Origin of the sequence: Chroococcidiopsis cubana SAG 39.79, assembly GCF_003991895.1 — a bacterium.
In the GTDB taxonomy this organism is placed as follows: Bacteria; Cyanobacteriota; Cyanobacteriia; order Cyanobacteriales; family Chroococcidiopsidaceae; genus Chroococcidiopsis; species Chroococcidiopsis thermalis.
Map to the genome: position 1 here is coordinate 1 of NZ_RSCK01000040.1, position 22,517 is coordinate 22,517.

Annotated in this window: 27 protein-coding genes and 1 pseudogene; 11 read left to right on the forward strand and 17 right to left on the reverse strand. The window is 46.6% G+C overall.

The features are described from left to right. Positions 1 to 401, reverse strand: a 401-nt coding sequence (locus DSM107010_RS21120) for a phage integrase (protein WP_199755673.1), incomplete at its 3' end; no start/stop codon positions are given. A gap of 83 nt (positions 402 to 484) precedes the next feature. On the opposite strand from DSM107010_RS21120, the gene DSM107010_RS21125 reads away from it, so the two are divergent. The 4 genes from DSM107010_RS21125 to DSM107010_RS21140 are packed head-to-tail and all read left to right on the forward strand — an operon-like array spanning position 485 to position 2,525. Further along, entirely contained in the window at positions 485 to 739 is a 255-nt protein-coding gene (locus tag DSM107010_RS21125; RefSeq protein WP_127023853.1) for a UPF0175 family protein, read from the forward strand. Next, the gene (locus DSM107010_RS21130; protein ID WP_127023856.1) at positions 723 to 1,217 is read left to right on the forward strand and encodes a PIN domain-containing protein; all 495 of its coding nucleotides are present in this window, start codon (positions 723 to 725) and stop codon (positions 1,215 to 1,217) included. Before DSM107010_RS21125 ends, DSM107010_RS21130 begins: the two co-directional genes overlap by 17 nt. A gap of 25 nt (positions 1,218 to 1,242) precedes the next feature. Continuing rightward, complete coding sequence (locus tag DSM107010_RS21135) at positions 1,243 to 1,782, forward strand: hypothetical protein (RefSeq protein ID WP_127023859.1); 540 nt, start codon at positions 1,243 to 1,245, stop codon at positions 1,780 to 1,782. A gap of 26 nt (positions 1,783 to 1,808) precedes the next feature. Next, entirely contained in the window at positions 1,809 to 2,525 is a 717-nt protein-coding gene (locus DSM107010_RS21140; protein WP_127023862.1) for a hypothetical protein, read from the forward strand. A gap of 213 nt (positions 2,526 to 2,738) precedes the next feature. On the opposite strand, the gene DSM107010_RS21145 is transcribed toward DSM107010_RS21140, so the two are convergent. The 4 genes from DSM107010_RS21145 to DSM107010_RS21160 form a co-directional block, all read right to left on the reverse strand. Beyond that, positions 2,739 to 3,107 (reverse strand): hypothetical protein, encoded by a 369-nt coding sequence (locus tag DSM107010_RS21145; protein ID WP_127023865.1) that lies wholly within the window; start codon positions 3,105 to 3,107, stop codon positions 2,739 to 2,741. Between the two features lie 248 nt (positions 3,108 to 3,355). Next, entirely contained in the window at positions 3,356 to 3,607 is a 252-nt protein-coding gene (locus tag DSM107010_RS21150) for a hypothetical protein (RefSeq protein ID WP_106169304.1), read from the reverse strand. A 52-nt stretch (positions 3,608 to 3,659) separates the two neighbouring features. Further along, positions 3,660 to 4,646, reverse strand: a complete 987-nt coding sequence (locus DSM107010_RS42365; protein ID WP_106169303.1) for a ParB/RepB/Spo0J family partition protein — start codon at positions 4,644 to 4,646, stop codon at positions 3,660 to 3,662. Next, positions 4,577 to 5,206, reverse strand: a complete 630-nt coding sequence (locus DSM107010_RS21160) for a ParA family protein (protein WP_158631833.1) — start codon at positions 5,204 to 5,206, stop codon at positions 4,577 to 4,579. Before DSM107010_RS21160 ends, DSM107010_RS42365 begins: the two co-directional genes overlap by 70 nt. Positions 5,207 to 5,497: 291 nt before the next feature. On the opposite strand from DSM107010_RS21160, the gene DSM107010_RS21165 reads away from it, so the two are divergent. Continuing rightward, on the forward strand, positions 5,498 to 5,713 hold the full coding sequence (locus tag DSM107010_RS21165; protein WP_106169301.1) for a hypothetical protein: 216 nt from the start codon (positions 5,498 to 5,500) through the stop codon (positions 5,711 to 5,713). Continuing rightward, the gene (locus DSM107010_RS21170; RefSeq protein ID WP_106169300.1) at positions 5,703 to 6,131 is read left to right on the forward strand and encodes a type II toxin-antitoxin system VapC family toxin; all 429 of its coding nucleotides are present in this window, start codon (positions 5,703 to 5,705) and stop codon (positions 6,129 to 6,131) included. The genes DSM107010_RS21165 and DSM107010_RS21170 overlap by 11 nt, the downstream gene beginning before the upstream one ends. 189 nt (positions 6,132 to 6,320) lie before the next feature. On the opposite strand, the gene DSM107010_RS21175 is transcribed toward DSM107010_RS21170, so the two are convergent. The 3 genes and pseudogenes from DSM107010_RS21175 to DSM107010_RS38620 all read right to left on the reverse strand — a co-directional run. After that, positions 6,321 to 8,861, reverse strand: coding sequence for a DEAD/DEAH box helicase (locus tag DSM107010_RS21175; RefSeq protein WP_106169299.1), 2,541 nt, complete (start codon positions 8,859 to 8,861; stop codon positions 6,321 to 6,323). Positions 8,862 to 8,871: 10 nt separating this feature from the next. Continuing rightward, a complete protein-coding gene (locus tag DSM107010_RS43050; RefSeq protein WP_127023871.1) occupies positions 8,872 to 9,093 on the reverse strand; it encodes an HNH endonuclease in 222 nt (73 codons plus the stop codon). 73 nt (positions 9,094 to 9,166) lie between these two features. After that, positions 9,167 to 9,346: pseudogene (locus DSM107010_RS38620) on the reverse strand (IS1 family transposase); the annotation flags it as partial. A gap of 297 nt (positions 9,347 to 9,643) precedes the next feature. Between DSM107010_RS38620 and DSM107010_RS39900 the strand changes: the two are divergent. Next, positions 9,644 to 9,790 carry a hypothetical protein gene (locus tag DSM107010_RS39900; RefSeq protein ID WP_181246516.1) on the forward strand — a complete coding sequence of 49 codons (147 nt, stop codon included), beginning with the start codon at positions 9,644 to 9,646 and terminating at the stop codon, positions 9,788 to 9,790. Positions 9,791 to 9,904: 114 nt separating this feature from the next. On the opposite strand, the gene DSM107010_RS21185 is transcribed toward DSM107010_RS39900, so the two are convergent. Both DSM107010_RS21185 and DSM107010_RS21190 read right to left on the reverse strand, forming a co-directional pair. Next, positions 9,905 to 10,300, reverse strand: a complete 396-nt coding sequence (locus DSM107010_RS21185; RefSeq protein ID WP_106170193.1) for a PadR family transcriptional regulator — start codon at positions 10,298 to 10,300, stop codon at positions 9,905 to 9,907. 63 nt (positions 10,301 to 10,363) lie between these two features. Continuing rightward, complete coding sequence (locus DSM107010_RS21190; RefSeq protein WP_106170190.1) at positions 10,364 to 10,777, reverse strand: cell division protein SepF; 414 nt, start codon at positions 10,775 to 10,777, stop codon at positions 10,364 to 10,366. A gap of 469 nt (positions 10,778 to 11,246) precedes the next feature. Here DSM107010_RS21190 and DSM107010_RS21195 point away from each other — a divergent pair, with 469 nt between their 5' ends. Beyond that, a complete protein-coding gene (locus tag DSM107010_RS21195) occupies positions 11,247 to 11,819 on the forward strand; it encodes a Crp/Fnr family transcriptional regulator (RefSeq protein ID WP_127023873.1) in 573 nt (190 codons plus the stop codon). Here DSM107010_RS21195 and DSM107010_RS21200 read toward each other — a convergent pair. Both DSM107010_RS21200 and DSM107010_RS21205 read right to left on the reverse strand, forming a co-directional pair. Continuing rightward, positions 11,813 to 14,281 carry a beta strand repeat-containing protein gene (locus tag DSM107010_RS21200; protein WP_127023875.1) on the reverse strand — a complete coding sequence of 823 codons (2,469 nt, stop codon included), beginning with the start codon at positions 14,279 to 14,281 and terminating at the stop codon, positions 11,813 to 11,815. The two genes, DSM107010_RS21195 and DSM107010_RS21200, sit on opposite strands and share 7 nt — an antisense overlap. A 161-nt stretch (positions 14,282 to 14,442) precedes the next feature. Further along, positions 14,443 to 15,765 carry an FAD-dependent oxidoreductase gene (locus tag DSM107010_RS21205; RefSeq protein ID WP_106170335.1) on the reverse strand — a complete coding sequence of 441 codons (1,323 nt, stop codon included), beginning with the start codon at positions 15,763 to 15,765 and terminating at the stop codon, positions 14,443 to 14,445. A gap of 283 nt (positions 15,766 to 16,048) precedes the next feature. Here DSM107010_RS21205 and DSM107010_RS21210 point away from each other — a divergent pair, with 283 nt between their 5' ends. Then, positions 16,049 to 16,849 carry a PAP/fibrillin family protein gene (locus DSM107010_RS21210; protein ID WP_127023878.1) on the forward strand — a complete coding sequence of 267 codons (801 nt, stop codon included), beginning with the start codon at positions 16,049 to 16,051 and terminating at the stop codon, positions 16,847 to 16,849. A 158-nt stretch (positions 16,850 to 17,007) separates the two neighbouring features. On the opposite strand, the gene DSM107010_RS21215 is transcribed toward DSM107010_RS21210, so the two are convergent. The 3 genes from DSM107010_RS21215 to DSM107010_RS21225 form a co-directional block, all read right to left on the reverse strand. Continuing rightward, positions 17,008 to 18,213 (reverse strand): ParB/RepB/Spo0J family partition protein, encoded by a 1,206-nt coding sequence (locus DSM107010_RS21215; RefSeq protein ID WP_199755674.1) that lies wholly within the window; start codon positions 18,211 to 18,213, stop codon positions 17,008 to 17,010. Position 18,214: 1 nt separating this feature from the next. Further along, a complete protein-coding gene (locus DSM107010_RS21220) occupies positions 18,215 to 18,964 on the reverse strand; it encodes a hypothetical protein (RefSeq protein WP_106169342.1) in 750 nt (249 codons plus the stop codon). 284 nt (positions 18,965 to 19,248) lie between these two features. Then, positions 19,249 to 19,467 carry a hypothetical protein gene (locus DSM107010_RS21225; RefSeq protein WP_127023881.1) on the reverse strand — a complete coding sequence of 73 codons (219 nt, stop codon included), beginning with the start codon at positions 19,465 to 19,467 and terminating at the stop codon, positions 19,249 to 19,251. Positions 19,468 to 19,535: 68 nt separating this feature from the next. Between DSM107010_RS21225 and DSM107010_RS21230 the strand changes: the two genes are divergently transcribed. Beyond that, entirely contained in the window at positions 19,536 to 19,754 is a 219-nt protein-coding gene (locus DSM107010_RS21230; protein ID WP_039711823.1) for a helix-turn-helix domain-containing protein, read from the forward strand. Positions 19,755 to 19,906: 152 nt separating this feature from the next. Here DSM107010_RS21230 and DSM107010_RS39905 read toward each other — a convergent pair whose 3' ends face one another. Both DSM107010_RS39905 and DSM107010_RS21240 read right to left on the reverse strand, forming a co-directional pair. Then, on the reverse strand, positions 19,907 to 20,755 hold the full coding sequence (locus DSM107010_RS39905; protein WP_199755675.1) for a Rha family transcriptional regulator: 849 nt from the start codon (positions 20,753 to 20,755) through the stop codon (positions 19,907 to 19,909). 201 nt (positions 20,756 to 20,956) lie between these two features. Further along, on the reverse strand, positions 20,957 to 21,301 hold the full coding sequence (locus DSM107010_RS21240) for a helix-turn-helix domain-containing protein (RefSeq protein WP_199755676.1): 345 nt from the start codon (positions 21,299 to 21,301) through the stop codon (positions 20,957 to 20,959). A 430-nt stretch (positions 21,302 to 21,731) separates the two neighbouring features. Here DSM107010_RS21240 and DSM107010_RS21245 point away from each other — a divergent pair, with 430 nt between their 5' ends. Further along, complete coding sequence (locus DSM107010_RS21245; RefSeq protein WP_106169339.1) at positions 21,732 to 22,406, forward strand: hypothetical protein; 675 nt, start codon at positions 21,732 to 21,734, stop codon at positions 22,404 to 22,406. Positions 22,407 to 22,517 lie beyond the last annotated feature (111 nt).

Sequence of the window (22,517 nt, forward strand, 5' to 3'; positions counted from 1 at the left end):
GGGAGAGGTTGGTTGACTGGATAACCGTTACTGCGCCGCAGCCACTGGTAAAACGAGCGCAAAGTGTCGAGCGCGTGGTTGATAGTGGTAGGCTTTAGCCCCTGTTGCTTCAGTTGGGTGCGGTACTTGCCAAGATCGCTAGCTGTTACGTCCAGCCAAGACTTGTTGCACCAGCAGGCAAATTTTTTCAGTTGCTGCCGATAAGAGCGCTGCGTATTCTCCGCCTTCCCCGTCTGCCGCAAGAATTCTTCTATCTGCCAATGGCGTAAGTCTGCAAGAGTGTCTTTCTGCTCTTGGCGCAACTGCTCCTGCTGTCGCCCGCCGTCAAGCGGAACGATAACGATAGGCAGAATCGGGTTGGAGTCGGACAGATCGCTCATACTAGGTAAAGATAACTTCACTTATCTTTCTGTAATTATTCTCAGAATATTAGCAGACCACAGAGGTGATAAGCTAGAGAAAATCCAAAATCGTGCTTCATCCCATGAGTCTGCAACTGTCTATTCCTGACGAGGTACTATCTGCTATCCGACTGCCAGAAACTCGGATTGAGAAAGCTTTACTACAGGAGTTAGCGATCGCTCTTTACGCTCAAGAGTTGCTATCTTTGGGTAAAGCTAGAGAGCTAGCCCAAATGGATAATTATGAATTTGGACAGTTGTTAGGACAACGGGGAGTCCTACGACACTATACGAATCAGGAGTTAGAGGATGACCTGAATTATGCCAGTGGTGAGTAATACGTCGCCAATTCTCAACTTGGCAATTGTGGGACAGCTTGAGCTGATGTATCAGCAGTTTGAAACGGTGCAGATTCCACCTGCGGTGTTGTCAGAATTAAAAGTGCAAGAGGACAGACCAGGCTCGAAGGAGATTCAAGCAGCACTAAAGGCAGGATGGATTCAGGTACGAGCGGTCAACTCACTCTCCAGCATTAAATTGTTGCAACAAACTCTAGATAAAGGTGAAGCGGAGGCGATTGCTCTAGCAATGGAAATGCAAGCAGATTGGACATTACTGGATGAACGAGATGGGCGCAAGGTTGCCAAGTCCCTTGGGTTAAGGGTAACTGGAGTTTTGGGGATTCTACTGCGGGCGAAACATAAAGGCGAATTACACTCTCTGTCGGAAGCGATCGATGCTCTGGTAGCAACTGCGGGGTTTCGGATTGCACCAGACTTGCTGGCGAAAGTTATTGCCGCAGAAAACCAAAGCTAAGCGTTGTCCACATTATTGTTCTTCAATGTCTAGACCGTTAAATGAAAAGTGTTGGGCGTGTAGCTTACTCACACCAGCAGAAGCTCGAAAACTTCACGATGCTGCTTGTGGTGGCGATGGTTGTTGGGTTGGAGATTCTTGCCATAGTAAGCGCTCGTATTACCGTAAGGGCAGGCAGCGACCGATTCAACGCCGTCCGATGATTGACGAAGTGGTAGTATCCGTTCCAGAAATTCCTTATGTGGTGCTGCATACCTACCTGGACAAACCCCGTCAGCCGAACGATCAAGTCGTCATTCATGCTATTTGTGCCGAACTCTGGCTGGGGAATGCTCCCAAAGCGATGACTCGACCAGAACATACTTTTGGATATCCGCCTCGCTTAGTCAAAGAGTATGCTCTTCAGTTGCTGGAGGCGCTTTACTTGAAATACGGTCATGGGAGGCGAACGGGATTTGAACGCTTTGCCCGTGAGGAGCAGCACTCAATTGCTCAATGCCCCGTGCGTCCCTGCTCCTACCATGCCGCTCACCTTAACCCTTACCAATTCTCCCCCAGCAGATGATGGCGACCGAGCAACTGAATCTTCTTATGTGTCAACTACAAGCTGCAAGGCTCACCCCTGAAACTCTCGATTTAAGAGCATTGTTAGAGTGGGTTGACTCGATAATCGGCCAACTGCCCAAGTCTCTACAATTGCAAGTCGCTGGGGAGACAATGCTTCAAGTAGCACAACTACTTGCATTACGCGCTGAGGTGTCGATCGAAAACTGGGAGTATTCCTACCGTGACCCAGTTGTATCTCATGGTTTTTTTTCAGATTTAGTGCGGCAGTCAATGGCAGTGGATTTGAGCGATTTGATCGCACCCGCTCCAAAGCGCAAGCGTCGTAGCGTACCCAGCTTTAAGGTGGAATCTTCTATCGTCGCTCCAGTCGATAAATCTGCCGTGCTGGAAATGGTGCAACAATTGGAACATAACTCTGAAATTGCCGTCTCCTCACCGCAGTCGGATGAAGAAAAGAAACAAAAAGCGCTTGAGGTTGCCCATGGCGAAGACGTTTCGACTTGGATAGGCGCGATCGCCGATTGTTTTACGAGTACGTCAACTAGGTGCTTACCATTGGTCGAGCTGGTAGAACAAATACATTCTTCAACCACTCTAGAGTCAGATCGGAAAATGCTATTAGTCACAACTTGGCTAGCTGTTCTGTCGGGAGATTTTGAGTTAGAACAACGGGAAGATTTTTACAGCCCTACTGGGATCTGGGTTTCTTTACGTGCGATCGCTGTCTCACAATCAGACTAAACATAAATGTTTAAGGATTGAGAATGCTGAATACAGGCAAAGTTTGGTCAGGACTACTTCTTCAAAATCAACGGGATGAATCGGAGATTCGGAGTGGTTTCACACAAAGGCTCAATCCCGAAATTTTCTTCCAGCAGGGACAATCTCAAACCAAGTTGTTCTCTCGCTTGTGTAATCGCTCTAAAACTCCCGTAAGGCTAGAACTACTACATTTTAGTCATAGGGACAAGACTCCCAGACATCACTCGCCTGCTCCCGCTCAATTTCCCTCAACTCTTGCTGCCACTGAGAATATGTGGATGAATTCGACGGATATACACCTAAAGATTCCCAGCGCGCTGGCGAGCTTGGCACTTCCACTATCTCATCGATCGCTTGCTCCTCAACAGGTGCATCTGGAGACTTTATCGGTTGTGCAGCCTGGTCTAGAGAAGGTATTCTCGCTCTAGAATCAGTGCTTTCTTCGGTCTTTTCAAAACGTTGGCGTTTGATTAGTTTGCGGTATTTTTCCATCATAGAGTCGTCAGGGATGAGGGAATCTGCTCTACCTAAGATAGCAGGCGCGGTAGGGATTGTACGCACTCGTTCTTTGGAGCGCTACTCCTCGCTATGATGGGTTGCTTGTGCGGGTTGCTTGCAGAGCGGAAATGCTCTCGGACTTTTTGACCAAAAGCTTAGCCGCGAGCGCATGAGCAACCCTGCTACCCATTCTCTCCCCCCCTTTGCGTATCTATTGCTGTTTTGTAAGTTTGTTGCTCTCCAAATACTTCTCCTTCCTCGCTCAACATTCGACTTTCGCAACATCTTCCATTGCCCTCTACCAAGCGCCGTTACGCCCTCGCTTTGTGATTTGCTCGTTTAACCAGTACGGGTCTAGGCTTCTTCTTTTTAGACTTTGGATCTTCGAGCGCTCGCAAGCCTGGTGGACGGCAACTCTCGCAGTATAGCGGTCTAGCTCCATATGTCTCCCTTTCTGTTGGCTGAGTGCACTGTTGACAGATAAATTTAAACAGGCGGGTGTGAATTGTGCGCTCGTGAGCGCGTACCGTGTACTCTCGAACAGAAATCGTTTTCGATGGCATGGGATAGGAAAATCTTGTTGCTATGTAAGTGCTATAGTAACGAAAGAAATAGTTATTTAGAGGCTAATGCTTCTAATTCTGATAGAAGCTTCTCCAGCCGTTTTTGCTTCCTGGGATCTGCCCAAATTTTTGACTTCTTCACAAGACGGTAAGCTGCATCCATACGACTTTTCAATGATGAAGTCTCGTTACTAATTGAATTTGCTTGCTCGATCGTAATACTGCTTATCCGTTCTCTAATTTGACTCAAAGACAAATCTTCTGCGATCGCTGTTTCTAACAAAGCTTGTCGCTGAGCTTCGTCCTTGACTCTAGCAATTGCCTGAGCTTTTGTATAGGCAATCCTTCCTTGGCGTAAAGCCTCTAGAGTATCGTTGGGGAGATTCAGTAAAGGCAAGCGATTAGTTACAAAAGATTCCCAATCCATCAACCCGATAGCTTCAAACGTCTCCCGGACGATCTGATTCGACACACTACCCATAACGTTAGGGGTAACTTTTCCTTTGGCTTCATTGTGCATTCGATATAGTAGCGAAGCTACCTGGTTTAAACTTATTTTTAACTTGAGTGCTAGTAGTTGCAAGATTCCCTCAGTCTCTTCTACAGGGTTGAGATCTTCCCGCTGCAAGTTCTCTATTAGAGCTAACTGCAAAGCAGTTTCATCACTTAGCTCTCGGACGATGATAGGAACTTTGACTAAACCGGCTTCTTTCGCAGCACGGTAACGCCGTTCTCCTGCAATTAATTCATACTTCCCTGAAGGGAGAGAGCGCACGAGTAAAGGTTGAAGAATACCATGCTGTTTAACTGAAGCAATTAACTCTTTTAAAGCTTGAGGATCGAAATAACGACGTGGTTGCTGTTGAGGTAAATAAATCTCGGTCAACCCAATTTGATGTTTACCGTCTAAATTTATTTCATCTCGCTCACCATTTGCCGCATTTTCTTCTAAATTCTCGGGAACGAAGTTTAGGATATCTCGGAATTTATCAACTCGGATATCGGACTGAGTTTTGCCAGCTCTATCCAATCCTGCCATGCTTTTTTACCTCCTTTAATACTACTAATAGGTAGCCCTAGTGCTGCTGCATCTTTATAGACTTTCAGCAATCTAATGCCTTGTTTTATAACCGGAAAATCTTTTTCTTGCAGCACCTTTAGCGCATCTTCTCCATCTCTCTGTGGTGGCGGCGGAACCATCGTTAGGAGGATATGGTAATTTGTTCCTTTAGGTAAGCTTTGGCTGGTAAGCATCATTGCTTTCATGGCGAGCGAGTCAGGCGTTGTAGGGAGTAATAGTAAATCGCATCCTTCAACTAACTCCTGCATTTCAGCTTCAGCAGGTCGGGCAGGAGTATCAATCACAACGAAATCAAAGTGAGTCTTTGCCATCAGCCTCGTTGCCGTGTTCTCGGTTGCCACCTTAAACGGTAGGTTTCCCGAACTTGCCCAAGCTGTTGCCGAACGATTTGGATCGGAGTCAATCAGCATAACTTGACCGTAGTTAGAAAACAAGCAACTCAGACAGACAGCACTAGTCGTTTTTCCCACACCACCTTTATAAGAGGTCAGAGTAATAAATTTCGTACTCGGTTGCACAAGAATACTCCTCCTCGTCATACAAACAAATTTAAACTGCTCCTCGTTGTACAGACAAATTTAAACTGCATTAGTTATCCCGTCAACAAAAAAAACAAGGGTTACCGGAAGGAACTCAGGTATTGCCTGTAGGCGGTATTTTATTCCGGCACAGATGCATTAGGTTCGGTCTCTGGCTGAAAGCTCTGTTTAACTAGGCTTCTGGAAAATACCAAAACTGGAGAATTAACCAGCGGAATGTGGGGTTAAATCCAGGCAGAATATAATAAAGAGCAAATTTGAGCAACTGCGATGACTACTAAACAAGCTCTCCTCAAAGCGATCGAGCAACTGCCAGAGCAACAGCTTATCGAGGTGTTACGGTACGTTCAACACCTTTCTCATGCCCAGGAATCAACTTTACAGGCGCAAACCGATCACTCCGTCGATCCACTTTCAGAATTCATCGGTGCAGTAGATTGCGGTTGCCTTGCTGCCAACTTAGATGACGAACTCTATGACAGATAAACTTTTCATTGACACTTGGGGCTGGCTGGCTCTACATGATAAAGGAGAACGATACCACCAGCAAGCTACTCAAGCTTATCAGCAAGCGATCGCCCAAGGCGGACAAATTTATACTACAGATTACGTTCTAGATGAAACGTTTACTTTCTTCTTCCGGCGGCTCCCTGCCCCTCGTGCAGAAAAATCCATGAAAGGGCTGTTGTCAGCATTTTCAGCCAACAACTTTCACCTTATCCGCATTACCGAAGAACGCTTTACCCAGGCAGAGGAACTTCGTTCCAAATTTCTCGACAAGCCACTGATTTCCTTTACCGATTTAACCTCAATGGTTGTCATGCGAGAATTAGGTATTATAGCAATCCTCACTGAAGATGCTCACTTCACCCATGTAGGAATGGGGTTTCAACTACTTCCCTAGAGCAATATTCGAGAATTCAAACGTATTAAAATGTATAAGTATCTGGGAATACTGTAAGCAGGAGTCTTTTGTCAGCGTGTTCGACACTGGCGTTGATGTTCCCGAAATCGTTAATCTCGTCTTTTTCAAACCCTTTAAAGTGATTTGGGGAAGCCCGCTCACTAATTAAAAGTAGAAATCAAGTATATTCTAGCGCCAAGAGCGCCACTGGAGCTGCTCTCTCAACTGCAATACGAAGCGACGTGCTAATTTTACTGCTTTACGGTATTCTTCTTCACCTTGATGCTCCGACCAACCACAACCTGTTTGCTCCTTGATATATCCAAATGCTGCCGAATGTAGCAGAGTGGAATTGTTCGCGAAATTGGGTTCGTGTCCTTTTTCTCGCACGCGAGCGATCGCTGCTGCTAATAGTTGCACGGGACGATCCACTAATGAGCAGCCGTGAGCGCCATCCTTGATTAGCCCCCGTTGCATGAATAGCTCGTTCACCAAGCTCCGTACCTGCGAGCCATACCGCGCTTGCATTTCTAGCTTAGCCCGATCGAGCCGCACGACGCGATCGCTCTGGGGAACTTCTACCTCTGCTGTTGCTAACTCTGCCTCCAATCCTTTGAGAAAGATATCGTAGGCGGCTGCTGGCAGTGTATCTTTCAGCCGCACACCACCAAGGACAATTTCTCCCTCGGCATCTAAGTCCATGCCGCGCTGTTGCAATACTGTTTTTTTCTTGTAATTGCTGAAGGAGATCAATTCCCCTTCAACCAAGATCTGCCAATCTAAGCCGACATGATGCAAAAACGTTGCTGTGGGGAGTTCAAAATTAGCTCGGGATTTCGTAATTTCTACACCCGAAGGAATATCAGACCAAGCGGGGGTGATTTGTACTTGCCTACCGTCTAGCACTGCTTCTACTTGTACTTGGTAAGTTCTCTGGCTTCTGATTTGGTTTAATTTCTCAGCTATTGCATCGACTTCCTTCTGCCAAGGCAATACAGAAGGTTGCCGATCGCGCTCTAGTGGCAAGCCAATCTCCAATTGAGTCGCGTTTGCTTCCAAGTTGCTGCTACCGTTTGAAGACATTTGGGATAGTGCACGCTCGGCATTTGCGGCTGATAAACTCTCAGTCCGTTCGAGTTCTTCGATTAAAGAAAATTTTGGCACAAGTGCATCTTGTTCTACCACAGGCACGCGCAGCTCTAATAGATCTCCTGGTTTGAGCGTGCTAGTGTTGGATAATTTCAGCACAGTTTCGCCTGCTTCGTAAGCGGCTATAAGTCTGGGCCTAGTTGGTTTGTCTTTTGGGGCATCTTTGATCGCATCAGATGCCATACCATGCTGAAACTGCTCGAATAACTCTCGCAAACCCAGTGCTGAATGGGTGACAACCACAGCCCAGTTAGGATGAGTCACTTCTGGAAAAGCAGATGCTGGCGCTCCTGACACTTTCCGCAACGCCCGCCCCCATTCTTGCTCTGCCGGAGACATTGATTTGAGAACGCATAAGCAACAGGAAACTGAGATAAATTTGTGATCGAAACCTACGCCCAGCATTCCGCAATGAACTATGACGTATTTTTCATCAGCGTAGAATTTTTCTAACAGTACGCTAGCACGACCCGCCAGATCGTATTGCTCATGTTCTGAGTGAATGACAACCACTTTCCCCTCAAGGGCGGGGAAATTTTCTTCTAAAAGCTTTGCAACGCGGTGAGTGTGAGAAATGTTCAGCGCCCGCACTAGCATGGCATGGGGTTGTCCTGTAGTAGAGCGCTTGGAGAGTAGAATTTGGACTGCCATCTCTAGCACAGGCAAGCAAAAGGAATCAGCTAAGAGAATTTGGCGAAACCAGGCGCGATCGCTTTGTGCTTTGAGAAGAAATTCTTCTGGATCGTACTCGATCTCCTGACCGTCCTCTTCAACCAAGAACGCAGTGCTAGTAGCCTCTTTGTACATCAGTTTTTTGATGGGAGAAGGATTTAGCTTCCACGCATCCTGAATTGTGAATTCATAATCTGCCACCGGAGCGTATCTAATCGCCTTTTTGCCAAACTCGTCCGCATCTTCTACTTCTTCATAACGTATATAGGGTAAGGGTTGACTGTCCGAACGAAATTTGGAACCCGTAAAATAAGTAATCAGAGAATGCTTGAAATAGCTGAAAATAGTGCGATAGCTAGCAGCGGCAGAAAAGTGCGCCTCATCGCAGATAATCACACCAACTGATTCTGGTTCGAGATCGCCCCGTTGCACTAGATTTACCAAAAACTGGCGATTGCCTACGAGTATATCTGCTTGATGTAAGGTGTAGGCGTAGCTGTTGAAATTGCTGGCATCTAGCTCTACTATTCGGGGTGGCACAACACCAGAAGGCAAAACTTTCAAACTATACAGCAGCCACCGCTCGTAAATCGGTCGATGTTGGCGATCGCAGGGAAAATCCTTGACAAATCTATTACGCAATGTGCAGTTATCGCTCAAGAAAATCGCCTGTCTTCCCCGCATCCAGGGAGCTATTATGTATGGGACGAGCGCCTGCATCAATGTCTTCCCTGTACCGACTCCTGCCAAAATTAAAGCCGCAGCTCGTTCGGTTAAATCCATTTCTCCCGTACAAGCTTTTTGATAGATTGCTAGCAAAGCTTTGATTTGATGAGGGTACAGTTGCGTTTGCCCTGATATAATTCGAGCCAGCACGAGCTGGTGATAGGCAAGGAAATAGTTGTCCACCGTGCTACTCCTAGCTATGGTAAGGTCGAGCCGACTTCTGACGGTTACAGTTTTTACATAAAGCCAAGGCATTCCACACTTGGGTTGCCCCTCCCTGGGAGTAAGCTATTCTGTGGTCGGCTTCAAAATTGTCCCGACTTAAACATACACCGCAAATCTCGCACTGATAATTAGCGCGACGCAATATCAGAAGTTTTTGAGCCGGGGAGAATAGCCTTCGCACACTCAGCACCTACGTTTTTTGACGATGTTTTTATATTATCTTTCCAGAAAGCGTCCAAGGCGACTGGCAAGCTGCCGAAATTGGGATAGGTAGCGATATCATTCCAAGCCCAAGCACGATCGGTTAGCTCTGCTCGCGCTCGTTGCTGTAGTTCCAAGGCACGAATGCTGCCAGATCCAATTGAAGTAGCTCAGGACAAGTCGAGAGAGTTACCTCAGTCTGTTGCCACACCTTGCCAAAGAGCGTTTTGTCGTCGATGCCAACAATCGGAGCAATCTGTCCAAAACAGTGCATCAGTCAATCTCACATTAGTCGTAATTTCTCATAATTAGGTTGGCTGGCTCCGACTCAAAGTGTGACTGGGAAGCAAAATCCTCACCCTCTGGTGGCGATCCCCAAACCGCAATGTGTGCGCCGGGCTTTCTGAGAGTTATGCATATATACGTAACAATTGGGCGTTTTCCTTTAAGAAATGTTGACGCTTCTCGATCCCCTTGTTAAGAAGGAGCTGTGCGCGCACGACTAGTTCGGCAAATCTCAAATTGTAGGAGGTTATGAGATGGATAGTTCAATCGCGCTTCCCGTAGCAGTATTAATCCTCGGCTGGCTCTTAGCTGCCAGCATTGGCTCTTGGGCTTACTTTGCTGGTAGCGATCGCCAAGATGACAAATCGTTCCGCCTACCCAGGTTTGTGACGAAGCGATAAGCGCTCGGCAAATGCAGTAGGGAGTTTCCCAAGTCTGTGATAGCGATTGGGAAACTTTACTTCACGAACCAGGAGTCAAATTCTCATTGTCATCGGTGTAAGATGCAACAGCCACTACGCTCGTGCCACTCGCTTTGGCGAGCGAACTGCAACACTCAGCCTTGTTTGCTGCTGAGTAGTGGTAAAGTCACGCCACAATTGCGCTAGCTTTCGTGCTTCATCCTGCCATGCGGGGTTGAGCCGATACACCCGTCGCGGTCGTCCGCGCCCTTTTCCTTTGTGCCAGCTACCGCAGATTGCTCCCTCTGATTCGAGAAATTCCAGCGCTGCACGTAGGATCGTGTCCGAGAGACGATAGTTGCCATATTCGCCTTCGAGCTGTCGAATTAGCCCAGTCCCGTAAGATTCGCCCTCCAACAACACTGACAGCACGTAGCAAACTGCTTGCTCAGGGCTCAGATAAATCGCTGGGGGATTGGTAAAAAAGTATCGAATATCTTCGAGCTGCATTAATAATTCGCTCCTGTGACGAGAATTACCAGCTACAGTCCTGCCAACACAAAGCTCACGATTCTACAACTCGGCAGTTTCAACGACAGCCTTTGCTAAGCGAACGCCCTTGGGTGCGAACAAAAATAGCCCTGGTGCTAGGTGTTGTTGCTGCCCATCTATTGAGTAATTTGCTCCAGCCACAAAGTCTACTGTTCGTTGTGCTTGGATTGTATCCATCTGAGTCAGGTCTAAGATTAGCGTTTGACCCTGCCAGAAAATTTGGACGGCTTGTGTCACTTGTTCAAAAGACTGTAGCTGCATGACAACTACTTGCCGTTGCTGCTGCTGTAGTTGGAAGCCTTTCGCTTCGTTTGCACTCAAGCTATCCGATGGCATGTGCCACTCCCGCACTGCACTTGAAGCAGCAGTTCTCGATTTTCTGCGGTTGGGTTCGGACGATTCATCTTCTAAGTGCGATAAATGGTGCTGATACATGACCACGCTTGCCCGTCCTTATTTCTCGCTCACGGTACTTGACAAATTTCAGTCCGAGTTCTACTGCTGTCACCTCTATACTCCAATCAAATGAAAATCCTGTCAATTAAGTGTCAATCTCATCATTTGTCAATTAGCTAAAGTTCGGGAAAATACAGGCATTGAACTGCATTTTTATCAAGAAAGATTTTGGTTTATTAAAAAAGATTTCTTTTCTGCCAAACGTGTCTTGAGATACTGAAATTATTGCCGCTTTCTTTTGAAATCGGGCTTAGCTGCAAGTCACTCAAGTCAGTAGCATAACTTGGGAAAAAATGACTTTCCTCTAATTCACTTGTTAGTACTTGATTTGGTGTGAAGTGATGAGCCAAAACCTCCTTGTTTATCCCGTTCTAGCTGTTGTATCAATGTATCTAGTGGCTCTAATTGTGCTAGTTGGTAAAGCCCAAAGCTCAATTGGAGGGGTAAGATGCAACCGCTAAAACCGCTTGCTGATTTAGTTACTCCACCGCTCCAACAGCAATTTGTCCGTCGCGCACGGCTGCCGGAACACAAGACAGATTTATGGCAAATCAAATCAGGTGTCGTTTGCAGCATGACTTGGACTAGTGAGGGCGAGCTGGTTTGCTTGGGCTACTGGGAAGCGGGAGATATTGTCGGTCATGGATTGTCACGAGTCCAACCTTACGAACTCCACTGCCTTACCGATGTCGTCATCAGTAGCTACCCCCACCACGAGTGGTCGCAGCTAACAGATGCGCTCGTTCACCGCCAGCAGCAAACCGAAGAACTCTTGAGCATCATTCATCTCAATCCCCTATCCCATAAGTTGTGGCAACTACTCGTCTGGTTGAGTCAGAAATTCGGTCGTGACGTGGAGAACGGTCGCTTGCTTGACTTGCCGCTGACCCATCAGCACTTGGCTCAGACACTGGGGACGAATCGCGTTACGGTAACTACCATCCTCCAGCGCTTGGAAGCAGAGGGGAAAATCCACCGGCAGCAGCGGCGGCTCGTTGTCACGCGGCACTCATCTTACTGACAAATCGCGTCTTCTGCATTTGGCAAGCTGCTGCCCACCATTCCTAACAACGTCCTGCCATCCTTAGTCTTGATAATCCCCGTCGCTTCCACTACCGGATCTCCTAAGTGCCACTCGTCATCGGCAGGTGCTGGACTATCTTGTGGAGGTGATTGCGGCTCCAACTCCTCGTCTAACCCCTCGGCGGAGAACAAGGGCATCGGCATTACCGAGTCTCCGGGTCCTGCGGGGAAGCCACCGTTGCCCGTGACGACGAGCCGCACCCGCTTCTTGTTGCGTGGTGCAAAGCAGCTATTGGCGATGACTTGCTCAAATGGGATGAAGACTTCGTTATAGGGGACGAGTGCTTCGTCTGGTTCTAGTCCCAAATTGCGTACTTCCACCGTCCCGTCCACGCCAAACTGGGAACTGGCATCAAATATACTGTCGGGGGACTGGAATATTCCAGCAGTCGAGATGCGGATGTTGCCACCTCTGCCTGTGAAGGCATTAGCAGTGATACTACTACCATTCAAGGCAGCTAGGGTATCGGTGTCGATGGTGATGTTGCCGCCGTTGCCTCCACCTCTTTCTAACCCAGCAGTGGCGGAGATACTGCTGCCATCTCGCAGTTGGAGGTTTTGCGAGTTTAGAAATATGTTTCCTCCTTCTCCTGATGCGGTAGCAGCTGTAATTCCACCTTGATTGTCTAGCTCGATCGAGCTTGCTTCAATCTGTAGCTTTCCAGCATTGCCTAATCCATCATTTCTCACGCTAACTTGACCGCTATTGGAGACATTCAATCTTTTAGTTTTAATCGTCACATCTCCAGACGTTCCGGAAGGTACTGGCGGCGCTCCTAAAAAAGGTCTTGTAATTTCGTCTACGATGTTGGCAGACGAATCGATTAAACTGGGATTGCGAGAGCCGGGCGTGATACCACTGACCTTTACAGAGTTAGAGGCATTGATAGTCACGCTCCCAGCTGCGCCACTAGCTAAAGTAGAAGCATTAACTCTTCCTCCATCTAAAACTTCTAGGCTTGGCGTATTGATTGTTACGTTACCAGCCTTCCCAGTACTGAAGGTAGAAGCTCCAATGACACTAGGAGCAAAAACTTTCAAGTTTGCCCCAATAAGTTGAATAGAGTCAGAGGCATCGATTGATACATCTCCTCCCGTACCACTGCCGTAGGTAGTAGAAGACACGTATCCTCCATCTAAAGCAGTTAACTTTCCAGTTGATATCTGTACAGAACCCGTATTCCCCGTACCTAGAGCAAATGTAGAAATAGCACTCATAATTAGAGGATTAACGGGCGAAAATCCATTTAATTGTAGAGAATCAGAAGCTAACACAGTGATGTTGCCAGCCTTGGCAGGAGTAAAAGTTTTGGTATATATCCTACCCCCACCTTGAAGACTTAACCTTTTTGTTGAAACTGAAATATCTGCACCATTACCAAGACCCACAGTTTCGCTAAACAAACTACTAGGGGTACTGCTATTAGAGGCAGTTCCGCTTTCTTCTAAAGATTCCGTTGCATTCACGCTGATATTCCCTGCTGGTTGAATACCTCGATTTTGGATTAAAACCAGCGACCCATCGGCGAGCGTAACGCGACCGCCTTGTAGTTGAATAGAACCCCCACCAGCGCCACTGGCATCGACTAAAGCTTGACGTGACAGATGAATGTCCTTAAAGTTTTTTACTCCTTGATAGTCTAAACTCCAACCAGTTGAAGTTTGGATTAGACTAACTTCACCAGAAGCAACACTGCCCAGAGCCACCGATCCTCCCTCAGCAGCTGCAATGCCGCCATCTAAGCTGAGATCGCCACCTACCAGAGCTAGCGTTTTCCCTAGTTCCACACGAAGTCCAGTTGAGCGCTCGCCCAGTTTGAGCGGCGCAAACAACGGTACTAAAGAATGACCCTTGCCTTGTACGACAATCCTTCCAGGGTTGCTCCCAAATCCTAAGCCGACAGGTACATCTACCGTTAATAAAGGCGGAGCTTCAGGACTTGTGGCGCTGAATCTCACTCCGTCAGCAAATTCAATCCTGCTGGCAGTACTACCAATAAAGGAACCACCAAGATCTAATTTGGCGTTGGGACCAAATATTATTCCGTTGGGATTGAGTAAGAATAGGTTGGCAGTACCGTTAGCACGAATTAAACCATCAATATTGGAAATAAAGCTACCCGTAACTCGACTGAATATATTTTGAATGTCTAGAGCGTTGTTCAAGTAGGCTGTATTTCCAGTTGGAATAGAAAACTGCTCAAAACTATGGAATAGATTATTGCCTGCCTTAGTTCCTCCTAGAATGCTGCTGTTCTCACCTTCAGTCCTGACAATGGAATTAATAGGAAGCGTGTTATCTGGAACTACTTGTGCTAGTGTCGGCAATACCGCTAACAAGTAAGATAAGGAGATTGATGGAAAACTTAAGATAATACAAACATCCAAGAATTTACTCATGATTTTTAACAACGTAAAACTTTTCAAGTCTAAATTCTAGAAATAGCCCTTTTGAATTAACTTGTAAGCTAGCTCTTAAAACCTCGTTGAGACAAAACTAATTACTATTAATTGCGCTTTCCTAAACTCTTAAAATCAATCTACAGCTAAAGTTAAAAACATCACTTGACTTGACGTATTAGCCTATTATTAATTCTGTTCACTTTCAAAATCCATTTTTGATTCAATTTGAGTATTCTTGAATAAGAAACTGTAGCTTCGGACAGTAAATCAAATAAGGGAAGTGGATAAATGTTGGGAAACATCTTGTTCATGATTTTAGCAATACTCTGTCTGAGAAGAAATTCAGCAAATAACAATTTTGAGAATGGAAACGGATTTTGAGAAAGCTCTAGTAGGGCATCGCCTTCTGGCTGGCGACGAGTACTAAACTCCGGTATTACCTCCGTTAAATTGTCAGAGTATTTGTCTAACAAATCATTAAACGCTGCTACATCTTCAAGTGCTAAATTGCAACCTTGACCTAAAGATGGAGACACCGTATGGGCGGCATCTCCGATCAATAACACGCTATCACCATAGTGATAATGGCTACAGCGAGTTGTCAACACTGTCGATGTGAGTCTGGCAAGAAAAGATTCAACTTCCGATTCAGGGATAATTTGACCCAGCTCTGGAAAATTGCGGCAAAAGAAGTCTAAAACTCGATCTTTGTTGAAAAGACCGTTCGCTCGGCTTTTTGCCTTAGGAAATATAATTACACCACTAGCTGTTTTGTCTAACATCGGTACGAGCGAAATAGTAGTGCCATCATTTAATCTCCAGCTATGAATGTAGCCCGGTCTTAGGTCGATATCTACTTTTTCTAGATCGCAGGGTAAGAAAATCGGTTTGTAATCAAACGGGACGTATTTCTGCTCGAATTCAAACAGCTCTGTATCTAGAAGATACTTTCTAACAACAGAACGCGCTCCATCCGCGCCTACAAGAAGATCGTAACCAGTAGCAAACTTCTTACTTGGCTGCCCGTACACCTCTTGACTAAGTGGTTGCAACTCTATCGTTCTTGTCCCAATGTTAACAATTTCGCACTGATGATTGAAATGCAAGTTGATTCGATTACTGTCGTACTTTTCGGTCAGCTTATCCAACAAGATCTTTACTAGCTTAGTCCGATCGAGAGCAAAAATAGGCTTGTTTCTAGGTAACAATTGCGTTCTACCATTGTGACGATGAGTTATGATTCCTCGAATCTCCACAGACTGAGCTTTAACCGCTGACTCTAATCCATCAATTTTTCTCAAAGCGCTCAATCCTCTTTCATTTAGAGTTAGAGGATAGGTTCTAGACTTCTCAAACGATATGTTTCTCGGATCGGCTCGACGCTCGTAAACATCAATTCGATAACCGTCACGACGCAATAGATAGTGGGCAAAGAGAATCCCACTCGGACCTGCACCCAAGATGGCGACTTTCTTAACCATAGTTCTCAACTACTCCTTCAACACCGCGTAAGGGAGAATGTCCTAAATCGACCGATCTAAGCACAAACTATTTCAGATAGCGAATGGTTAACTCCTAACTCTCGCTTTAATACTTGCTTTGCCTATTTTAGGATGACGATCGTAGTCTACCAGCAGCAGTGGATTTTTTTCCAGCTTGCAAAAATTTGTAGCTATTGTAATATGTTGCCAACCGTTTTAATGTGAAAAATAGCAGCACTTGCCAGACAAAGTAGCAACAGTTTATTAGAAACTCCATAACTATATGGCGCTCGAAATTGAACGACGAAAATCTACTAAAGCAATACTACGTGAAGCTCTTGCCGTTCACAGGGGGAATACTAAAAATCAAGCCGTAGTTGCTGCCATTGAAGAGCTATGCAATTTCAACCCAACTCCTGCTCCGGCTCGCTGCGGTTCTTTATTAGAGGATGAATGGTTGTTAATTAGCTCCCCAAATTTTTCTCAAGGAAAGCAGCGAGAGGATGGCAAGTTTGTTTATACACTCGGTCGTCTTGCATTTAATATGTTTCAACCAGCATCGCTTCAAGTTGTCATCGACCGAGTTCTACAACCAGTCTTACCTTTAGGAAATAGCGCAGAGCGTAGCCACGATATCGTTGTGAAATTTACAATAGCAGACGACCGTTTTCCCCCACTCGCTGGAGTTGTCCGCAATCTTGGAGTTTGTCAACCAATTCAAGATACAGTCTTGCAGGTCAAATTTACGGGTGGGATTCTCGCGCCGCAAGACCCCGCGCAGATGGCGGCATGGAAGGCGGTTTTTGGGCAACAGAGCCAGCGTAGCAGAAATTGGCGAGAAAAACTGACCTCTGGGGCATTTGCGCTCGTGTTTGGTCTAGTTCCTCCTCAAGAGATAGATTCGCACACGGGTGAAGTCTCTTTCACGATGCATCGCTCGCCAAAAGGTAGCTTAGAAATTCTTTACCTCGACGAGGAACTACGAATTACGCGGGGAAATCGCGGCACTGTCCTAGTCTGCGAACGGCAACAACTAGCTAGTCAGAAGACTAACTTTACTAGCTCGCTCGACCGTAATAGTTAAGTCGTGCTAGCCGAAAGCTCTGACCAAAATACGTCTCGTGGCGGTTGCAGCACTTACAGCACGGACATGGTTGAGCATTTCGCTCATGCAAGCGTTGTGATCGACCAATATCGTTCCCGTTGACGCAGCGATCGTGGAAGCGATCACCTCAACATCATTCATTTCTCCACGATGCCGTAACGCCTCTCGATCCCGACGAGATATTCCAACTCGGTCGGTGTGAGCACGATGGGGCGCTCTAGCATCGACAAAATTTCTCTTTCAAACGGGTCGAGATCGCACGAGCGCAAAAGAGCAATGCGATCGCTTAGTTCTACAAGCTGCGGCTCTCGTTCTAGGGGTAAGGGAGTTAGTTGTTGGGGCTTCAAGCTATAACTATGCATCGTCATCGTTTCCACGTCGCGCAGCCACACCTCGACATTATTTTCTTTCACAGTAGCGATACGTCCAACACGACCGTCGATCTTGTCGTTGTCGGGCGCATGAATCTCCACTAGTCCAGCGATCTCTAACTTTAAGTGTTGAGCAGTAGCTGGTGCTAAGTACTTGAGTGCGATTAACTCGCGTTCTCCCGTGTCTAGTTCCACAACAGCAGCATTAGAATTAGGTATTTGAGAGATTGTACCAGAGCGATTGGGAAGCAGGGGATGGTCGGCGGCAACGGTAATGCGATCGCCCACAACAAATCTTTTTTGTTCGTTATCTTCCACTTGAGCAGTGGAGTCACACTTTACGCAATGGCGATCGGGCAATCGAGTTGAGTGCGCCTTCCCAATGCTGGCAGTAGCCATCGTTGCAGTTGTACCGTGCTTGGTTTTATAAATCCGAGTCGATTCCTCACTACGGATTTCCGTAGTGAGAGAGGAGCGGAGATTTCGCACGGTTTTCTCGTTCACTCGGCAAGTCTTGGCAATACTGTAGTTGCTCCATTCTCCCCATTCGGGATCTTGGAGCAGAGTCATCACGGCACGGCGCTTGTCTTCCCGAGAGCGCGGGAGTGCGGGTTTGTTCTCGGCATTCGCCCCCACCGAGTAGAGGACGGCATCGCGACGAGTACCTTGACGAACGACGCAAGCGATCGCTTCAAGTCCTCGGTTGCGATGAGCGGTAAAACGATGATAGCCATCTGCTAGCCAATAGGACTCGCCATCGTAGAACACCGTCACGGGTTCTAATTCCTGCCCGTCTTCTATCTGTTCTTCTAGCAATTTGACGTGCTTGAGGTCTATAGCAGCTCTCGGCTGCGTCCCCCCATCACGGCGGATTTCATCGAGTGCCAAATACAAAACGTTTGCAGACAATGACTCTAGAACCGAACGCTTCTGGCGGAGGATGGCGATTGCATTATATGGAGAATCGTTCATTTCAACCTCCCCAGCGACCGTAGATTGCAGCGGCAAGCGCCCCATACAGATTGTCGAATTTTCGGTTCGACCTGCACGAGCGCAAAAAGGCTTCAATTGCTCGCTCGGCTATGGAGCGCTCAATTTTTGTCAACGCCCGTCGCACGGGGATAAATTGCGGATTTTCTATCAATACGTCATTCTGCCAAATCAGAGGATAGATTTGGTAATACTTGAGTTGGTCGTAGTATTTCTCGATCGTCTGCTCTACATCAATCGGAAGATTTTTTTCTTTTTGCGGCTTTATTTGTGTAGTTATCTCAGGAGTAGTTTCTGTTCTATCGGTAGCGCAAGCATCGGTTGGAGTAGTTAAGTGTTCTCCGATTGCATCCGAGACTGGACTACAGATGGGAGCGCTCAAGTCTTGAAGCCATTCATGCTCGTAATTGATCCGGTAGCAGCCAGTGCGGTCGCGCCCGCAATCACGCCACTGCTCGAACTCAATCAATCCCAAGCCGCGCAAAGCCTTTGTAATGACTCGGAAATCCCACTCACTCCACCAAGAAAATTGAGCTAGCCAACCTTTGTAGGTATTCCAGATCCAGCGAACTCCTTGACGTAAAATTCCTTCTTCCTTCAGCGTCCAGTAATGCAACTGCTGCAAAAACATCGCCCCGTCCGATGCTCTGGTCTTGAGCGTATCCCTCAACTTCACTGCCAACTCTACTGGTGTGGGGATGGAGTTAGACAGCAGTAATTTTGTTGTTTCCATACTTAGCCAAATTAGATTGCTTGCATTCCAAAGGTGCTTGTATTTCACCTAGCTACATTTCATTACAGGCGATCGAGCATTTGTGCCAACTCTCTATGCGAGACTGAGGGAGAGTTGGCTGTGAAGTGCGTTGTACTTGTTCGCGGCAACTTTTAGAAAACAGACTCAATGTTTTCTGATTCTCCGTTCACATCGAGCCGCTTTTGAATTTTGCAAGATAGTTCTTCGCTATATCGCTTTAATCCTTCTATATAACCGTGCAGATACAACTCATCGCTGTCTTTCTAAGAATTTCTGGAATAGCCGTCGTCAATCCCACTTAAGTACAAATCTTGTCTTGCTTCTTGTTCTTGCTCAATCCGCTTCCAATCTAGCTCTAAGTCGAACAGGTATGTCATGATTAATCTGGTTCCTGAAGAATGGGACTGGCGATCGCAAAGCTTTAGTCGGTGATGCGATTGCCTCAATACAGCTACCTTACTCCATCCTCGTGAGTATGTCAACGCCGTTGGAGTATTGGTTGACTCTGTATGCTTAGTTTCATAGAATGGGACTACAAGGGGGTAGTAGTATGATCAATAACATCAAAGCAATTTGCGAACGACAAGGGATCAGCGGTTATAAGTTTTGGAAAATGACAGGAATGCCTCAGTCAACGGCATATAGGTTATATAGCGATCCGGAAGCGTATCCATCAAAAGAAAACTTGATCGCGATTTGTCGAACATTAAAAGTAAGTCCTGCTGACGTTTTCTCGCAGGAATATAGCGAGCAACAGCTAGCCAGTTAGCTGTGTAGAGTACTGTATATCTTCTCCCCCAAACCCCCTTAGTTATCACTGAAGATTCGCAACTTTTGACACTTCCACAACTTCATTAGAACTTCCGATCGCCATTTTTGCTTGGATTTGATGCTTGTTTGTAGGAGCGTACAACTTTGCACTTATGGTTCTCTTTCTAAGCAATCAGGCGCACTACTAGGAGTAAAGCTCGATCTTTGCAATGAATGTACGAACAGATTTGGTTGGGACTCGGATTGGGTAACTTCTGCTAATACTTCCTTTAGCACCACTCGGTATGTATCATCATCTAACACTGGATACTCTCGCAGGTATGACGCATTGACCCAACACTGCATTTTGTCGTAGTCAAAACCAAGACATTTAAGAATTTTCTTAACTTTTTGGCGGTCTTTTGAGGACTTGGGATTTAGCCCAGCATCGGTAACTAACTGGGTGAGGCTTCGCCCGCTGGAACTCCCGATTTCTCGACGGGTGGCAGGATCGACGAAGCGCTCGCGATACTCTACTTTTGGAGGTGGAGGAGTTTCACCACGTAGCCATTGCAACATAGCGGGACTGGTGGAAAGCGCGATTGCATGTCCGGTATCCTGGTAATGTTGCTTGGCACGAATTAGTTCTAGCTCTAGTTTCATTCGCTTAGTTTCTGGGTTTTGAGCAGAGATGCCTTGTTTGACGATTTGCTTGGCTCTTTCAAAAGCGTCAACTAATGCATCCTTACAATCAAGAACTTGCTCGGTGTTACGGCTGTAGGTCATCAATAGTGTTGCTTGTCGCTCATCTAGTAAAGCATAGCGAGTAGGAGAACCTCCTCCTTGTGGGCGTTTCACCACATCTACTTCAAATCGAACTGGCGATTTTGCTTCTAGCCGCGCCAAATATTTGTCAATCGTTTTGAGTAGAGTATGGTGTTCGATTCCCAGTCTTTGTGCTACTAAACGGGAATCTACTACGAGAATGCCATCACGCTCGATAACTGTTAAATTAGTCATTGTCGTATCCCAACAATAAATAGTTTGGATCGCAGTACCCCCCTGGTGACTAGACTGGAAAACTAACACTGGAGGGGCGCTGTTTTAACTTTCGTTCAGATAGTGCGATCGGTCGTAAGAACAGTGGCGGCTATCAGAACAGTAAATTATTTTGAGCCGATAATAAATAGGGAATTGGTTGCAGCAAAAAATAGTTATAGCTTAGGCAGATTCTGGTAAGTCAAGAACAATGGCGATTGAAGAACGCGATTGCCGACGTTGTTGAGAAGGGCGACCTTCGACCGCATCTCTATTAACGGTAAATTCCTTTGATGGAGTCATTCCTTCATATTCGTCACTTCGGTCGGGATCGTCTTCATAAACTAATAAATCGCCTGGTTGACAGCTCAAAGCTTTACATAATCGTCCTAAAGTCACAAAAGTTAGGGATTTAGCATCTCCCTGCTCAATTTTTTGAATATTTTGAGGAGACATCCGAATCATACGCGCCAAGTCATTTTGGGAAAATCCACGAGATTTTCTAACCTCCTGAAGCAAAACTTTCACTGGCATATCCTCAAGCTTTCACTCCTATCATAAGTAGTACCCTTATAAGTTGTCTACCTGTAATTAGTATTACTGTGAGTAATACTTAACTGTCAGTAGTATTACTAAGACTAATAGAAAAGAAGGGAGAAAGCTATTGACTGCTACTAATAGGGGTACTACTATTAAGGATATAAACAACAGAGTAGCAGAGAGCGGAACTGCCGAACCACCGCCCACCCCACATCAAATGTGGATGACCTGTGAGAAATAGCCGCGAGGCTAGGTGAGACAGACCTTACCCATTGTGGTCAACGCTTGAAGCGCAGGGCAGATGAAGAAATAATTTATTGTCGAGAATTGACTGAATTTTCAAAACTACAAAGCCTGTAGCGCTCAACTTACCAGGGCGATCGCTACAGGCAATTGTTTCCTATCACTAGGTATCAAAATGTTAACGCACCTAAAACCGATTGCACAAGTCCAGACTCCCCAAATCTGGGACGAACCAACCGCCGCTGCTCAAGTTGGAGACGAAATTCGCGCTCCGTTCACTCCGTTGATGCAGGTAGTGGAAAGAGAAGTGTTAGCCGATGGACGAGTGCGGCTGCTAGTTAAACCTATATCCGCTTCTTATTCTGAGGAGTGGATTGTAGCGCCTCAAGCCACAGTAGAGCAACAACAACCAACAGCAGCCGTATCGGAAAACATAGAATCAGAACAGCCAGCCCAATTAAAGGGCGATCGGACTGATCGTCAACCCCAACCCGATTGGGAAGCAATCGCCGAATACGAAAGCGGTTGCATCCACGGGAAACACGATGCTGCCGCTCGGATGCCACCCATGTGCAAACAAGCAAGCTGTCCTTACTCTCAAGGTTATCTGGATGGCTACAGCAGCATTCAAGCCCCCTCACAGCCGCCAGCCCCAGTCCCCAAGGCAGTCGAGTGGCAGGTCGTCTACGACCCGAAGTGGAACTTGTATCAGGTGTGGGTGGAGAATCGCTGCTTGATGGAAAAGGCAATTAGTTACACGGAAGGGGAAAGGATCGCCCAGAAGTATTTAACAGCAGAAAAGTTACGCTGCTCGCATCGGGAGTTGGTGATGAGTGCGTTCGCGGCTTGACCGAACTTCATCTTCGCTTGATGCCGAGGGCAGTTAGGCGATCTCCAAGAAACAAAATACCTATGAGGCAGGTCGGATAAGAATATCCCATTTGGGCAAGAGGGGATTGCG